Genomic DNA, 16,174 nt, shown 5'->3' with positions numbered 1-16,174 from the left:
TAACTTTTTTATTAAAGAAGTTGTATTTTTAATGATTTTGCCGATTTTGCGGCGATGTAGAAAACAATTCTGTACTTAAATAACGTTCTCCAGAAGAAGGTAATATAACTACTATAATTTTATTTTCAAAATTCTTTTCTTTTTGTATTTTTAGAGCGGCTGATAAAGCTGCACCTGAAGAAATACCTGATAATATTCCTTCTTTTTTCATTATTTTTTGAGCACTGAGTATTGCTTCTTCACTCGATACTGTAATTACTCTATCAATTAATGATAAATCTAAATTTTTAGGAATAAAACCTGCTCCTATTCCTTGTATTTTGTGTAATCCAGGTTTCATTTCTTTTCCTGATAAAAATTGTGTAATTACAGGTGATTCTAAAGGTTCAACGGCAACACTAATTAAATCTTTTTTTCTTTTTTCTATTTTTATATATCTTGTAATTCCTGTAATTGTTCCTCCTGTACCTACGCCTGAAATTAGTATGTCTATATTTCCTTTAGTGTCTTTCCAGATTTCTGGGCCAGTAGTTCTTTGATGTATTTCTGGATTAGCTGGATTTTCAAATTGTTTTAATAAAAGATAGCGTTTTTTATTTAAAGATACAATTTCATTTGCTTTAGATATAGCACCTTTCATACCATATTTTCCATTTGTTAGTATTAAATTAGCACCTAAAGATTGTAGTAATTTTCTTCTTTCTATAGACATAGAATCAGGCATTACAAGAGTTAATAAATAATTTCTTGCTGCTGCGACATATGCTAAAGCTATTCCTGTATTACCACTAGTTGCTTCAATTAACTCTATATTTTTATTTAATTGTCCTTTTTTTTCTGCATTCCATATCATATTAGCACCAATTCTACATTTCACACTAAAACTTGGATTTCTAGATTCGATTTTTGCTAAAATTTTTCCATTTCCTATGTTGTTTAAACGGACAAGTGGTGTATTTCCAATAGTTAAAGAATTATCTTCATATATTTTATTCATTTTTTTCCTTAATGCCGATTTTTATTTTCAACAAAATTTGAATTTTTTATTTAAAAAATTTTAACATTTTATTAAATATTTTTTATTATACTTTTTTTGACAATTATCAGAATAATGTATTTTATAAAACATAAATAATTTAAAATTTTAATTTTATTTTAAACATTAATTTTTATAAAAATTGAATACGTATTTAAAAAAATAATTTTAATAGTTTAAATAATTTTATCGAGGTAATTTTTTATATTATGATAAAAAACTATATAAAAAAATATTAATATTATTAATTTAAAAATTTTGTAATAATTAAATATTTATTTTTTGTTAATTAGATAACTAATATACTTATGAAACTAGTTAAAAAGCAAATTGATAAATTACGTAAAAAAATTTTAAAATATGACTATTTTTATCATAGTTTAGATCAACCTATTATTTCTGATGCTGAATATGATTATTTGTTAAATCAATTGTATAATTTAGAATTAAAAAATAAAGAATTTATTACTTCTGATTCCCCTACTCAAAGAGTAGGTTCAAACTTAATTGAAAAATTTAAAAAAATAGTACATTTTTCTCCTATGTTATCTTTAGAAAACACATTTGATATAGATGGATTTTTAGAATTTGAAAATAGAATTAAAAAATTTTTTGATAAAAATCAGTCAATAAATTTTTGTTGTGAGTTAAAATTTGATGGTATAGCTGTTAGTTTAATTTACGAAAAAGGTATTTTAGTTCGGGCTGCAACTCGTGGGGATGGTTATATAGGAGAAAATATAACAAATAATATACAAACTATAAAATCAGTTCCATTAGAATTAAAAGGATTATCTATACCTAAAAGGTTAGAAGTCCGAGGTGAAGTTTTTATGTTAAAATCTGATTTTTTATCGTTAAATAAAGAATTTTATATTAGTAAAAAAAAATGTTTTTCTAATCCTAGAAATGCAGCAGCTGGATCTTTACGCCAAATTAATTCAAAAATAACTGCTAAAAGAAAGTTAATTTTTATTTGTCATGGATGCGGTTTATTTGAAGGAATGGAACATTTTAAAAGTCATTATAAAAGATTGATACAACTGTCAAAATGGGGTTTGCCAGTTAATCAAGAAATGTTAATTTGTTCAAATCACGTGGAAATATTTAATTTTTATAAAAAAATTCAAGAACAACGTCATTTTTTTAATTTTGATGTAGATGGCATCGTTGTAAAAATAGATTCAATTGAATTACAAAAAAAAATAGGTTCTAATAATAAATTCCCTAGATGGGCAATTGCATTTAAATTTACTTCTAGAGAAGAAATCACTAGATTACGTGATGTAAAATTTCAAGTTGGTAGAACCGGAGTAATTACTCCAGTAGCATACTTTGATCCAATTTGTATATCCGGAGTTATTATTAGAAAAGCTTCTTTATATAATAAAAATTCAATTGAAAAGTTAAATTTATGTATTAACGATTTTATTTTAATACGTCGTTCTGGTGATGTCATACCTAAAGTTGTTAGTGTTATTAAAAAAAAATCTTTAGAAAATCAAAAAAAAGTAATTTTTCCTGTTTTTTGTCCAGTTTGCAATTCAAAATTAATGGAAAATAAAGAAGATAAAATAATACGTTGTCATGCTGGATTAACATGTAACGCTCAGAAAAAAAAAGCATTACATCATTTTTTTTCAAAAAACGCATTAAACATATCGGGTCTAGGACCAAAAATTATTGATAAATTAATCGAAAAAAAAATTGTTACAAATCCTATAGATTTTTTTTATCTTACAAAATTTCATTTACAAAAATTAGAAAAAATAAAAGAAAAAAAGAGTTTAAACATTATTAATGCTATTTTAAAAATAAAAAAAACTAGTTTAAAACGTTTAATTTTTGCTTTAGGAATTCCCCTGGTAGGTGAAGTAATAGCAAAAAAAATAGCTATAAGTTTTAAAACATTAGATAAAATAGTTAATGCAAAACTATTGGAATTAGAATCTATAAATGGTATAGGAAAAGTAGTTGCTAATAGTATATTTAATTATTTTTCGATTGTTTCAAATCGAGAATTAATTAACAATCTTTCTAAAAAAATAGACTTTTTTGAAAGTAGAGAACATGATGTAAAAAATAAATTTTTTTTTAATAAAAGAATTGTTTTAACAGGAAAATTTATTTCTTTTTCACGTAGCGAGTTATCAGAAATATTGATTGAATCAGGGGCTCAGTTATCTAATAGTGTTTCTAAAAATACTGATTTATTAATTTATGGAAAAAAGACAGGTGATCGTAAAATTTTCAAAGCAACTGAGTTAAAAATTAAAATGATGAGTGAGTTGGAATTTAATTTATTAATTAAATAATTAAGTTTATTTTTATGGGTCGTGCAGGATTTGAACCTGCGACCAATTGATTAAAAGTCAACTGCTCTACCAACTGAGCTAACGACCCGATTTTTTTTGGTGGGTGATGACGGACTCGAACCGCCGACTTCCTCCGTGTAAAGGAGGAGCTCTACCAACTGAGCTAATCACCCTGTAATTATTTTTATAGCTTTATTGTAAAGGTAAGAAAAATAGAGTCAATCTTTTTTTTTAAAAGAGTATTTGTTTGTTGTAAATTTAATCGTTGTGATGAAATAACTATCTATAATTTAATATTTATAAAATTAATTCATAAAATTTAAAAAAAATATAGAATGTATGAATAAGTTAAATAAAAATTTTTAGCTAAGGAAAACATGAAAGTAAAAACTCGTTTTGCGCCTAGTCCTACTGGAAATTTACATATTGGTAGCATTCGTACTGCTTTGTATTCTTGGTTGTTTGCACGTCATTATAATGGAAGATTTGTTCTTCGTATAGAAGATACAGATTTTGAACGTTACGATTCAAAATCTGTTAAATCTATTTTATATGGATTAGAATGGTTGGGGTTAAATTGGGATGAAGGCCCTTATTTTCAGAGTAAAAGATTAGAAAGGTATAAAGATGTTATTAAAATTATGTTAGAAGAAGGCAAAGCCTATAAATGTTTTTGTTCGTCAAAAAAATTAGAAAATGAACGAATGCAACAAATTTCGAAAGGGGAAAAACCACGATACAGTGGAACATGTAGAAATTTAGATCAGAGAAATATTTTTAATAAAAATTATGTAGTAAGATTTAAAAATCCAATTTCTGGTAAAGTAATATTTGAAGATAAAATTAGAGGAACGATTACTTTTCAAAATGAAGAATTAGATGATCTGATCATTCAACGTTCTAACGGAATTCCTACGTATAACTTTTGTGTAGTAATAGATGATTTAGATATGAAGATTACTCATGTTATTCGTGGTGAAGATCATATTAATAATACTCCTCGTCAAATAAATATTTTAAAATCCTTAAATGCTAAAATACCTATTTATGCTCATGTTTCAATGATTCTTAATGAAGAAGGGGAAAAATTTTCTAAAAGAAACGATGCTTTAAACATTTTAGAATACTATAAAGATGGTTTTTTGCCAGAAGCTTTACTTAATTATATAATACGTTTGGGTTGGTCTTACGGTAATCAAGAGATTTTTAGTGTTTCACAAATGAAAAAATTATTTAATTTAAAAAAAATTAGTAAATCTTCTAGTGCTGTAAGTATGAAAAAACTTTTTTGGTTAAATAAATATTATATTAATAATTTACCGTTGAGTCATATTTCTAATCTTTTACAATATCACATAAATTATGAAAATATTAATATAAAAAATGGACCTAATTTAGAATCTGTTTTAATCTTATTAAGAAATCGTTGTTATACCTTAAAAGAAATTGCTCAATCTTCTAAATATTTTTATGAAGAATTCGAAGATTTTGAAAAATTAGCTGCTGATCAATATTTAATTCCAGAAAATTATGTGAGTTTGAAATATTTATATAATAGTATAAAAAAAATATCTGTTTGGAATAACGAAGAATTATCTACGTTGATTAATAATGTATCTGTCAAACTTGAAACTAAATTAAAAAATATAAGTATGTTATTACGTGTTGTATTAACAGGTAATATGTCTTCACCAAATATAAGTTCTGTAATTTTTTTAATTGGAAAAGAGAAGACTTTATTAAGATTAAAAAGAGCAATTTTATTTATTGAAAAAATCAATAATACAAATTATTTAGAAAAATAAAATAACTATTAATTAAAAAAATTAACAAACTATTTTTATTTAAAATCTATTGTAAATTTAGTTATAAATAATTTGACACATCTTATTTTTAATAAGATTATGTTTAAGTTTTTATATACTATATTTTTAATATTTTCAATTTTTTTTTAAAAAATACTTTATTTAGTTTTTATTATGCATTTTAATAGAAAAATAAATTGACAGAACTAATGTGTTTTTATATTGTAATATTTTCGGGGCTATAGCTCAGAGGTAGAGCGCTTGCATGGCATGTAAGATGTCGGCGGTTCAATTCCGCCTAGCTCCAAAAAATATTATATATTTTTTTGAAGAATTATATTCCTTTTTAATAAATTATTTTTTTGAATACTATAATTTTTTTGTTTTTTTAATATCAGAAAATTAAAAATCTAAAATTCTGTGCTAAATAGTGCAAAATTTAGCACAGTATTTTTTAAGTTAAACTTGTTGATTCATTATCTCTTTATAAGCTGAAATAATTCTATTTCTTACTTGAATAGCTAATTCCATAGAAATAGAAGATTTTTGTAGATTTATCATTATGTCATTTAAAGACATATCTGAATGATTTAATTGAAATTTTTTAATATTTTTTTTTGAGTTATTTTGAACGTTGCTTATTTCTTCTAATGCTGTTTTAAAAAAATTGACAAAGTTGTTAGATTCTTTGTTTTTTTGTTTATTTGTATCTAAAAAATTAATCTTTGTATAAATATTTTGATTATCAATACTATCAATAAACATATCTTCCTCTGCATTTTTTTTTTAATTTTAACAATTTTAAAGCATTTTTGTATCTTCAAATATGAATATAAATGTTTTATATATGTTTAATTTATCAGGAAATGTTTTTATTTCAAGTGAAATTTATTATTTTTGATTCAATTATTATAGTTAGGATTAACTATTAGATTAGGAAGATGTTATGAATTTCAGTACTATAGAAGAATCAGTTTCAGAAGAGAAAAAAAAATTTAATAATTTTTTATCTTATTTTTTTAAAAATTCCCGTGTTTTAATTATTTTATTTGTATTAGCTGTAATTACCACTGTTTCGATTTCTATATGGCGAAAATCTCCTGATTATCAAATTTTATACAACAATTTATCTAAAGAAGATGGAGAAGTAATTATTGATCAATTAAATCAGATGAAAATACCCTATAAATTCTCTGAAAATTCTACTCAATTGTTAGTTCCAAAAAACAAAGTTTATGAACTTCGTTTACGTTTTTCTGAAAATAATTCTCCTCATAGAAATATGGGTTATGAAATCTTAGATAAAGAAAGATTTGGAGTTAGTCAATTTGGTGAGCAAATTAATTATCAACGTGCTTTAGAAGGGGAATTGGCTCGTAGTATAGAAAAAATTAACATTGTAAAACATGCAAAAATACATATAGCATTTCCAAAAAATTCTCTTTTTTTAGAAGATAAAAAAAAACCATCAGTTTCTGTTATTTTAAATTTAAAATCTGATCGAGGATTAGATCCTAGCCAAGTAAATGCTATACTGCATCTTATCTCTAGCAGTATATGTGATTTATCTGTAGAAAACATAACGATAGTAGATCAGTTTGGAAAATTATTAAACAATTCATCATTAGGTTTAAATCAAATTGATGATTTAAAATTAAAATATTCTGAAGAAATTGAGTCTCGTTATAGAAATAGAATTAAAAACATTTTAGAACCTTTATTAGGATTTAATAATGTTTATGCTCAAGTTACTGCACAAATAGATTTTAATTCTCAAGAAAAAACACAAGAAAAATATACACCTAATACAGATTATAAAAACCAAGCAATACGATCTCGTCAAAGTACTATTAATGACGAAATAAAAAATAAAACAGAAGAAAACAAACCAGAAAAACTGTTTTCTCAAAATAGTTTTTTTTCAAACAATAACTTAAATACTAAAGCGTATGGCGATAAAAAAGTTAAAAAATCTATTTTAAAAAATAATCAGGATTTAAACAACAACGTTTTAAATTCAAATTCTGTTATTAGTCATGATGATACAATCAATTATGAATTAAATCATAGTTTATCTCATACTAAAATGAATATAGGAGAAGTAAAAAGATTATCAGCTGCAGTTATAGTTAATTTTATTAAAGATAAAAATGGAAAATTAGTTCCTTTAAATGTAGAGCAAATAAAAAAGATTAAAAATTTAGTATGCGAAGCAATAGGTTGTTCCAAAATGAGAGGGGATAGCGTATATGTTGTTAATGAATCTTTTTTTCAAAAAGATAAAAATCCTCCTGTTAAATTATTAAAAAGTTCCAATCAATCTGATTTTTCGAATAATTTTTTAATTTTAACACCGTGGTGTATTTCTGTTGTTTTTCTTTTATTTCTTTTAAAGAAATGTTTTTTTTCTTCTTCAGTAATTGATACTTCAAAAAACAATACTAAAAATAATAAATTACATAAAAATAAAAAAGAAGAAGATTTAGAAAAAAGCAAAAAAGAAAAAATTATTTCTCAATTAAACGTTTCAAAAAATTTAAATACAGATAAGTTAATTCATCAAATTTGTAATATATCTAATCAAAATCCACGTGTTATAGCGTCGATTATTCGTCAATGGATGAGTGATAAAAAATGACTTTAAATGGTACTGAGAAAAGTGCACTTTTATTGATGTCAATAGGAGCTGATCAAGCATCAGAAATACTAAAACATTTAACTCCTTTTGAAGTTCAAGAATTAGTTACTTCTATGGTTAATATTAATCAATTTTCTAATACAATATTAAATACAGTATTATGTGAATGTTATGATCTATTTTTAAAAAAAAATAATTTAATTTGTAACAATGATGAAAATTACATTAGTGATATGTTAACTAAAACTTTAGGAGAAAAACAAGGTCATATCTTATTAAATGAAGCATTAGAAATTCGTAACATTAAGATGTGTATTAAATCGTTTAATAATATGGAACCAGAAAAAGTAGTTGCTTTATTAGAAAAAGAACATCCTCAAATCTTCACAACAATACTTGTATATTTAGATAAGAGTCAATCAGCTAAAATTCTTTCAGCTTTAAGTGAAGAAAAGCGTACTGAAATTATTTTAAGAATTGCAGAGTTTAATGGTATTGAAGAGTCTAACTTAATTGATTTAAAAAAAATAATCAATTTTTTATTAAAAAGAAAAAAACTAATTTTTTCAGAAAAAGGTGGTATAAAAACTGCTGCTGAAATTTTAAATTTTATGAAAGTAGAATATGAACAAGATATTTTAAAAAAAATTCATTTATTTGATAAAAAATTAACTCGTAAGATTATTAAAGAAATGTTTTTATTTGATAATATAGTTAATATGGAGGATAAACATATTAAATGTCTTATTAAAAATTTAGAAAAAGAAAAGTTATTTATTGCACTGCAGGGTACTAATTTGATTGTAAGAAATAAGTTTTTTAAAAATATGAATGTAGAAAAAGCAAAAAAATTATCTCTTTATTTAGAAAAAAAATCTTATGTTTCTGATGTGGCTATAAAAAATGAACAAAAATTAATTTTAATGATGCTTAAAAATATTTTAGATAATGGTATTTTTTCATTAAAAAAATTAGGAAAATATTATGTCTAATCTAGATATAAAAAAAAATTGGGAAAAATGGTATCCAGAAGAAATATTTTTAAAAAATGCGAAAAATAATAACATTTATTATTGGAATTTGTATAAATTAACAGAAAAAGATTTTTTTACTGATGTTAAAAATAAAATAAATCTTAATAAATCAAACAAAAAAAATGAATTAAAAAACGCTTCTTGTAATGAAGAAGCATGTAACTTGGATTTTCAGGATAGTATAAAAAAGAAAGAAGAAAATAATGTTTTATTTAATCGTAATTTAGATAAATTTTTATCAAATTTTGATGCTTGTATTTCTTTGTTTGAAAAAATGTTATTTACACGTTTATTAAAAACAGTTTTAATAATTTCTTCTTATATAATTGGAAAAAATATCAAATTTGATGAATCAATTTTATTAAAGAATATAAAAGAAATAGTTAAAAATGATAGTTTTTTTTTGAAAAAAAAACAGCTTATTGTTCATCCTAATAATAAAAAAATTTTAGAAAAAACGGTAAAAAATTCTATTCATAAAGATAAATGGGAATTATGTTATGATAGTAATATAGATATTAATGGCTGTAAAATTCGGTCAGAAAATGGTGATATAGACAATACTATTGACGCTAGATGGAAAGCATTATGTCGTCTTATTTCAGAGGAATATTAATGAAATTAAGATTTTCTGAATTATCAAACAATATTTCTTCTTTTGAAAAGAAAATTAACAATCTTTCTCATGTGTTTTTTTATGGTCGTCTTATCAGTATTAATGGTTTAGTTTTAGAAGTAACTGGTCTAAAAGCACCAATTGGATCTCAATGTTGTGTAGAGAGAATAATAGATGGTAATATTTTAAATATTCATGCTGAAGTAGTCGGTTTTAAAAAAGAAAACACACTATTGTTTTCTTTTGAAGAAACATACGGTATTTTCCCTGGAGCACGAGTATTTTTAACATCTTCTCAAAATAATACGCATTCTACTGAAAGAAAAATTCCATTAGGAATAGAATTGTTAGGCAGAGTACTTGATAGTAAAGGTACACCTTTAGATGGACTTCCCAAATTAAATCCCAAATGTTTTACTTTTCTGAAAAATAACACTATTAATCCATTAAATAGAAAACCTATTACTAAAGTTTTAGATACTGGAATACGTGCTATAAATGCTCTTCTAACTATAGGACAAGGTCAAAGAATAGGAATTTTTTCTAGTTCAGGTATTGGAAAAAGTATTCTCTTAGGTATGATGGCAAAATATACAGAAGCGGATGTAGTTGTTATTGGTTTAATTGGAGAACGAGGACGAGAAGTAAAAGATTTTATAGAAAATATATTAGGTGCAAACGGACTTTCTCGATCTGTAGTAATTGCGGCTCCTGCTGACGTATCTCCTTTATTACAGATAGAAGCAGCATCATATGCTACCAGCATAGCTGAGTATTTTTGTAAAGAAAATAAAAATGTTTTATTAATTGTGGATTCATTAACTCGTTATGCAATGGCACAAAGATTAGTTTCGTTATCTTTGGGAGAATTACCTGTATCTAAAGGATATCCATCTTCTGTTTTTTCAAAAATTCCTATTTTAATAGAACGTACAGGTAATATAAATAATTATGGTTCTATTACCTCATTTTATACAGTATTAACTGAAAGTGAAGAAGATCTTCAGGATCCAATTTCTCATCTTTGTCGTTCTATATTAGATGGACATATCATGTTATCTCGATATTATGCTGAATTAGGGCATTATCCAGCCATTGATATTGAAACTTCTATTAGTCGTGTAATGCCTAATATTATTAGCAATAAACAATACGATCAAGCTTGTTACTTTAAAAAACTAATTGCTTCTTATCAAAGAAATAGAGATTTGATAAACATTGGCGCTTATTTAAAAGGTACTGATCCAGTTTTAGATTATGCTATTAAAATATGGTCCGTCTTGGAAAAATTTTTACAGCAAAAACAATCAGAAAAAAGCAATTATTTATCTTCTTGTAAAGAATTAAATCAAATATTTATTTAATTTTTTTTATTTTAGAACTTAATGGGATGTTTTTTAATGAAATATAAAAAAAATTTATTCTCTGTTTTAGAGAACATAGAAAAAAAAAATATAGAAAAAGATACAATAAATATTAAGAATTTATATCTTCAAAAAGAAAAATATCTTAAACAATTAACTTTATTGACAGATTATCGAAATGAGTATTTAAAAAAATTAAAAACTAAAATAGAATCAGGAATATGTTTATATCAATGGATAAATTATAATAATTTTATTTTTATTTTGCATTGTCTTATTAAAGATAATGAGACAAAGATTAAAAAAAATAAAAAAATTATTGAAGAAAATTTAAAAAAATGGTCTAAACATCAAATAAAACTAAAAACTTGGAATTATCTCTATAAAAAACAAAAGAAAGCAGCGATAAAACAAAATTTATTAGTGGAAGATATAATTTTTGATGAATTCTATCAATTAAAAAATTTTGAAAAAGGAAGATATTATAATGTTTAAATATCTTGATAATATAGTTTTAAAAGGAAAATTATCAGATAATCAAGATTATAGTTTAACTTCTTCGGATTTTTCGTCTAGATATAATTTTAATGAGTTTAAAAAATTTTTTATTAATAAAGAACTTGAGTTCGATAATATTTCTACAAAAGAAAAAAAAGAAGACTATGAAAACATAGTATCTATTAATTTTATCATTGCTAATTTAATAAATATTTTAAATAAAAAAGAAACGATGTTAAATCATAATATTCAAAAAAATTATAAATGCAAAATTATTCAAAAAAAGAATACAGATGAAAACTTTAAATTAAAAAAACATAAAAAATTAAATTTAGAAAAAGAAAACAATCTAAAAAAAAACAAAAAATATAAAAAATTTCTAGTTCATTCAACATTTAACAAATCAATAGAAATTAAAAATCAAACAAATGAGTTTAAACAAACTAATATATTTAATAATTTTAAAAAGAAATATTTTTTTGGAAAAAATAGATATCTTAATACCAAATATAATCAAAATACTGTTCCAGATAGTAAAATATTAACATCTTTTAGAAATGGTAAAAATAATAATAAATCTAACTTATTTTTTTTTAAAAATATAAATAAATCAAATAATATAACGACTCATGAAATCAGTACTTTTAAGGATAGTAAAAATAAAAAAAATCTTAAATTAGAGACTAATTCTCTAGAATTTCTGAGTTCAAAAAAAAATGATAAGTGGAAAAAGGCAATTAATCATCAAGTATTGCTTTCTATATCAAATAAAGAAAATAAAGCAGAAATATCTTTTAAACCAGAATATCTTGGTTCTATACATATAAAAATTAAAATGAAAAATGATCAAGCAACATTAAATTTTACTTCTGATCACAATGAAGTAAAAAATTTTTTAAAAAATTGTATTCCATTTTTACAAGATGCGCTAATTGAAAATGGTATCCAATTAGAAAAAATTAATATTGACAACTTTTCTTTTTCAAAGAAAAAAATTTTTAAAAAAAATAAAAGTACTTCAAAAAATGGTTTTTTTAATGAATATAAATTAAAAGAAATATCTAATTTTCAAAAAGATTATATGAAATTAATTCAATATAAATTGATTGATATGTTTGTTTAAAAACATTTAATATATTTTAAAATAAAAATTTTAATTATGTTTTTTAATTCTTAAAAAATCAGCATTTTTTAAGATAATCCTTTAATAACTTTTACCTATGAGGTGCTTTACAAATGGGCAAAAGTACTAATTTAGATAATAAATGTAAAATAATTCACAGAAAAGAACAAAACTTAGACAAGTTTTTAGCTCAAAATGAAATGACAAAATTAGAAAAAATTAATGAGAAATTTGTAAAAGAAATAATAATAATTTTTTCTAGTTTTATTAAAAGTGAAATCAAATTAAATTTTTATACTATAAAGATGAATAGTTATACAAATAATGATAAAAATTTTAAGTATTTGTATTCTAATTCCATAAAAATAAAACCTTTAGAAAAAACGTCTTTTATATTTTTCTCTCCTAATTTGTTGTCTGTTTTTATAGATTTTTTATTTGGAGGAAATGGTATTTCTACAAATAGAAATAATATAAAAAACGAAATTACCTATACAGAAGATTTTATTAATAAAAAAATAGTAGAATTTATCATAAATGCTTATTGTAAATCTTGTAAAGACTTTTTGTATATAGATATAAAGTTTCTTAATTTTAACGTTATTGACTTAAATAAGCATTGTTTTGATACAAATAAATTTTTCATAACTAATTATTTTAATTTCAATTTAAATGGTATCGAGATCTTTTTAAGTATTTTAGTTCCTCTTTCAATAATAAAACAAGAAAATAAAAAAATAATTAATTCATTAAATACAAATATACCTTCACAAGATACAATTTTAAAAGAAAATGTTTTTATTCAAAATTCATATGATATTAAATTAAATGTCACTGTGGAATTAATTATATCTTCTATTTCTAAAAATAAATTTAATAATTTACGTGAAGGAGATGTTCTTACAATTGAAAATCCTGAAAAAGTTATAGCATATATAGAAAAAAAACCTATTTTTTTAGGAAAACATAAAGTTTTTAATGAAAAATCTATTATTTTTTTAGAAAAATTTGTTCATCAAATCTTAAAAAAAAAATAATATAAGGAAATTTTTAATGAATAAAATACAAAAAAAAGATGATTTCAAAAAATTTGATAATGATAATCTTCAAAAGAATAATAATAAAAATGTTAATAAAGAATTAATCAATGAAAGAAAAAAAGAAAAAAATTTAAGTACTTCTAACAATAAATTATCAGATGAGAAAAACATACTTTTTGATATACCAGTTAATATAAGTGTAGAATTAGGAAAATCAAAAGTAAAAATAAGAGATTTACTAAATTTTTCAAAGGGAAGTATGTTATTCTTAACAAGAAAAAAAGAAGATCCTTTAAAAATTTTTGCGAATAATAAATTGATTGCTTTAGGCGAAATTGTATTTTCAGATAATAAATATGGAATTCGTATTATTACTATAAATAATTCTTTAAATTGTATTAATACAGCAGTTTAAATATTATGGAAAATAATGTGTATTCAATAATAGCACCTAGTATATTTAAAACAATTTTTAATACTACAAATACTTTCTACGTAATAATCTCATTGTTTGAAATATTACTATTAATATTAATTTTAAGTTGGATTTTAAAGAAAATTTCTTTTTTTAAAATAAACAAAAAAAATTCTTATATAAAAACTATTGATAAAATTTCTCTCGGATCTAATGAATCTATTATTATTGTCAAAATTGAAGAAACAAAATTAGTATTAGGAATAACAAAAAATTATATTACTCATTTATATACGTTATCATCTAGTTTAAAAGATGATTTAGTTGATAAAAAAAAAGAAGTTATTTTACCAACGAAAAAATTTAACGATTCTTTAAAAATTTTTGCTAAAATATTTTGGAAAAAAACAATGTTTTATCGAATTATTCCATTTTTTTTCTTATTTTTGTTTTGTCCATTAGTTTATGCTGATATTCCTGGACCAACAAGTCACATTTTAAGTGATGGAGGTCAAACTTGGTCTTTGCCAGTACAAACCTTAATTTTTTTGACTTCACTAACTTTTCTTCCCGCTTTTCTTTTAATGATGACAAGTTTTACGAGGATTATTATTGTTTTTGGCTTATTGAGAAATGCTTTAGGAACGCCATATGCACCTCCAAATCAAATATTACTTGGTTTAGCTCTTTTTTTAACTTTTTTTATTATGTCTCCTACTTTTGATAAGGTTTACAAAGAAGCGTATCTTCCTTTTACTCAAGAAAAAATTAATATGGATGAAGCTATCATTAAAGGTTCAATTCCATTAAAAAAATTTATGTTAAATCAAACACATACTTCTGATTTAGAGTTGTTTTCTAAATTAGCACATATTTCTTCTTATAAAAATAAAGAAGAAATACCCATGCGTATTTTATTACCTGCATTTGTTACTAGTGAATTAAAAACAGCTTTTCAAATTGGTTTTACTATTTTTATACCTTTTTTAATTATTGACTTAGTTGTTGCTAGTGTTTTAATGGCTTTAGGTATGATGATGGTTCCTCCATCAACAATATCTTTACCTTTTAAATTAATGCTATTTGTATTAGTAGACGGATGGCAATTATTGGTGACTTCTTTATCACAGAGTTTCAAGATTTAATTTTTTATAAAAAATTTTTTTAATGTAGGATTTTTTATGACACCAGAATATGTAATGGGACTATTTCATAGCGCTATGAAAGTTACATTAATGCTTGCATCTCCTTTATTATTATCTTCTTTAGTTAGTGGATTAATTATTAGTATATTACAAGCAGCTACTCAAGTGAATGAACAAACTCTTTCTTTTATTCCTAAAATAATTTCTATCTTACTTGTAATAACTATACTTGGTCCTTGGATGTTAGGTGTTATGTTAGATTATATGCATAACTTATTTTACAGTATACCATCAATTATTATAAGATAATGTTAACGTTTAATAGTTTGGAATTAGCAGTCTTAATTAGTAATTTTTTTTGGCCTTTGGTTCGAATTTTAGCATTTTTTTCAACTGCACCTATTTTTAATAATCAAAATGTGAATAAAAAAATTAAAATAATCCTATCTATTTTAATTTCTTTTTTAATAGAACCTTTTTTACCTAAAGTTCAGATAGAATTATTTTCTATAATGGGTTTATTTTTATTGTTTCAGCAAATTTTAATTGGTATAGTTTTAGGATTAACTTGTCAATTTTTATTTGCTGTATTTAACTTATCTGGAGAAATCATAAGTTTACAGATGGGTTTGTCTTTTGCAAATTTTTTTAATGCAAATCGATACATAGGTACTTCTATAATATCGCGTTGGTTAAATGTTTTAACTTTATTTTTCTTTTTAACACTTAATACTCATCTTTATTTAATTTTTATGTTAATAGATAGTTTTTATAGAATACCAATTGATGTTAATTTTTTAAATTCTAATATTTTTTTTATTTTATTAAATTTTTCTAGTAATATTTTTTTAAATGGTGTTATGTTTGTTTTGCCAATTATGATTTTTTTATTGTTATCTACTTTAATAATGGGCATTTTAAATCGTTTATCTCCTCAACTTTCTATTTTTTCTATTGGTTTTCCATTAAATTTATTGATCGGAATGTTAATTTTATATTATTTAATGTCTATATCTTTTCCTTTCTTTAAAAATTTACTTAATCAATTAATTTCATTTATGTCTTATATGTTTTGAAAAATATAGTTCTTGTTTCAATTAAGAAAAATATTTAATTTTACTAAAAACTTCAATTTTAAAAAAATT

Annotated in this window: 15 protein-coding genes, 3 tRNA genes and 1 pseudogene; 15 read left to right on the top strand and 4 right to left on the bottom strand. The window is 22.7% G+C overall.

Annotation, left to right across the window (positions count from 1 at the left end):
* Positions 1 to 28: 28 nt before the first annotated feature.
* Positions 29 to 997, bottom strand: a complete 969-nt coding sequence (gene cysK, locus D8S97_RS00330; RefSeq protein WP_158360945.1) for a cysteine synthase A — start codon at positions 995 to 997, stop codon at positions 29 to 31.
* A gap of 347 nt (positions 998 to 1,344) precedes the next feature.
* On the opposite strand from cysK, the gene ligA reads away from it, so the two are divergent.
* Positions 1,345 to 3,351, top strand: coding sequence for an NAD-dependent DNA ligase LigA (gene ligA, locus D8S97_RS00325; RefSeq protein ID WP_158360944.1), 2,007 nt, complete (start codon positions 1,345 to 1,347; stop codon positions 3,349 to 3,351).
* A gap of 15 nt (positions 3,352 to 3,366) precedes the next feature.
* On the opposite strand, the gene D8S97_RS00320 is transcribed toward ligA, so the two are convergent.
* Together D8S97_RS00320 and D8S97_RS00315 are read right to left on the bottom strand one after the other, a co-directional pair.
* A tRNA-Lys gene (locus D8S97_RS00320) sits at positions 3,367 to 3,439 on the bottom strand.
* Between the two features lie 9 nt (positions 3,440 to 3,448).
* A tRNA-Val gene (locus D8S97_RS00315) sits at positions 3,449 to 3,524 on the bottom strand.
* Positions 3,525 to 3,728: 204 nt separating this feature from the next.
* Between D8S97_RS00315 and gltX the strand changes: the two genes are divergently transcribed.
* Together gltX and D8S97_RS00305 are read left to right on the top strand one after the other, a co-directional pair.
* Entirely contained in the window at positions 3,729 to 5,156 is a 1,428-nt protein-coding gene (gltX, locus tag D8S97_RS00310; RefSeq protein WP_158360943.1) for a glutamate--tRNA ligase, read from the top strand.
* Positions 5,157 to 5,391: 235 nt separating this feature from the next.
* Positions 5,392 to 5,463 (top strand) — tRNA-Ala (locus D8S97_RS00305).
* A gap of 152 nt (positions 5,464 to 5,615) precedes the next feature.
* On the opposite strand, the gene fliE is transcribed toward D8S97_RS00305, so the two are convergent.
* Positions 5,616 to 5,921, bottom strand: a complete 306-nt coding sequence (gene fliE / locus D8S97_RS00300; RefSeq protein ID WP_158360942.1) for a flagellar hook-basal body complex protein FliE — start codon at positions 5,919 to 5,921, stop codon at positions 5,616 to 5,618.
* A 181-nt stretch (positions 5,922 to 6,102) separates the two neighbouring features.
* On the opposite strand from fliE, the gene fliF reads away from it, so the two are divergent.
* The 12 genes and pseudogenes from fliF to fliR all read left to right on the top strand — a co-directional run bounded on the left by fliF (position 6,103) and on the right by fliR (position 16,105).
* The gene (gene fliF, locus D8S97_RS00295; RefSeq protein ID WP_158360941.1) at positions 6,103 to 7,794 is read left to right on the top strand and encodes a flagellar basal-body MS-ring/collar protein FliF; all 1,692 of its coding nucleotides are present in this window, start codon (positions 6,103 to 6,105) and stop codon (positions 7,792 to 7,794) included.
* Positions 7,791 to 8,786, top strand: a complete 996-nt coding sequence (gene fliG / locus D8S97_RS00290) for a flagellar motor switch protein FliG (protein ID WP_158360940.1) — start codon at positions 7,791 to 7,793, stop codon at positions 8,784 to 8,786. The genes fliF and fliG overlap by 4 nt, the downstream gene beginning before the upstream one ends.
* Complete coding sequence (locus D8S97_RS00285; RefSeq protein WP_158360939.1) at positions 8,779 to 9,444, top strand: flagellar assembly protein FliH; 666 nt, start codon at positions 8,779 to 8,781, stop codon at positions 9,442 to 9,444. Before fliG ends, D8S97_RS00285 begins: the two co-directional genes overlap by 8 nt.
* Positions 9,405 to 10,808 (top strand): FliI/YscN family ATPase, encoded by a 1,404-nt coding sequence (locus D8S97_RS00280; RefSeq protein ID WP_158360938.1) that lies wholly within the window; start codon positions 9,405 to 9,407, stop codon positions 10,806 to 10,808. Before D8S97_RS00285 ends, D8S97_RS00280 begins: the two co-directional genes overlap by 40 nt.
* Before the next feature lie 36 nt (positions 10,809 to 10,844).
* The gene (locus D8S97_RS00275) at positions 10,845 to 11,303 is read left to right on the top strand and encodes a flagellar export protein FliJ (RefSeq protein WP_158360937.1); all 459 of its coding nucleotides are present in this window, start codon (positions 10,845 to 10,847) and stop codon (positions 11,301 to 11,303) included.
* Complete coding sequence (locus D8S97_RS00270; RefSeq protein ID WP_158360936.1) at positions 11,296 to 12,429, top strand: flagellar hook-length control protein FliK; 1,134 nt, start codon at positions 11,296 to 11,298, stop codon at positions 12,427 to 12,429. The genes D8S97_RS00275 and D8S97_RS00270 overlap by 8 nt, the downstream gene beginning before the upstream one ends.
* Before the next feature lie 113 nt (positions 12,430 to 12,542).
* Entirely contained in the window at positions 12,543 to 13,466 is a 924-nt protein-coding gene (locus tag D8S97_RS00265; protein WP_158360935.1) for a FliM/FliN family flagellar motor switch protein, read from the top strand.
* Positions 13,467 to 13,482: 16 nt separating this feature from the next.
* Entirely contained in the window at positions 13,483 to 13,884 is a 402-nt protein-coding gene (fliN, locus tag D8S97_RS00260) for a flagellar motor switch protein FliN (RefSeq protein WP_158360934.1), read from the top strand.
* A gap of 5 nt (positions 13,885 to 13,889) precedes the next feature.
* Positions 13,890 to 14,204, top strand: a pseudogene (gene fliO, locus D8S97_RS03170) (flagellar biosynthetic protein FliO); the annotation flags it as partial.
* 90 nt (positions 14,205 to 14,294) lie between these two features.
* Positions 14,295 to 15,029, top strand: a complete 735-nt coding sequence (fliP, locus tag D8S97_RS03165; RefSeq protein WP_261789595.1) for a flagellar type III secretion system pore protein FliP — start codon at positions 14,295 to 14,297, stop codon at positions 15,027 to 15,029.
* Positions 15,030 to 15,065: 36 nt separating this feature from the next.
* Complete coding sequence (gene fliQ, locus D8S97_RS00250; RefSeq protein WP_158360932.1) at positions 15,066 to 15,338, top strand: flagellar biosynthesis protein FliQ; 273 nt, start codon at positions 15,066 to 15,068, stop codon at positions 15,336 to 15,338.
* The gene (gene fliR / locus D8S97_RS00245; protein WP_158360931.1) at positions 15,338 to 16,105 is read left to right on the top strand and encodes a flagellar biosynthetic protein FliR; all 768 of its coding nucleotides are present in this window, start codon (positions 15,338 to 15,340) and stop codon (positions 16,103 to 16,105) included. Before fliQ ends, fliR begins: the two co-directional genes overlap by 1 nt.
* Positions 16,106 to 16,174: the final 69 nt, after the last annotated feature.

It is taken from the genome of Buchnera aphidicola (Rhopalosiphum maidis) (assembly GCF_003671935.1).
In the GTDB taxonomy this organism is placed as follows: Bacteria; Pseudomonadota; Gammaproteobacteria; order Enterobacterales; family Enterobacteriaceae; genus Buchnera; species Buchnera aphidicola_AL.
The sequence above is the reverse complement of the archived record's forward strand: the minus strand, read 5'-3'. Positions and strand labels throughout refer to the sequence as shown.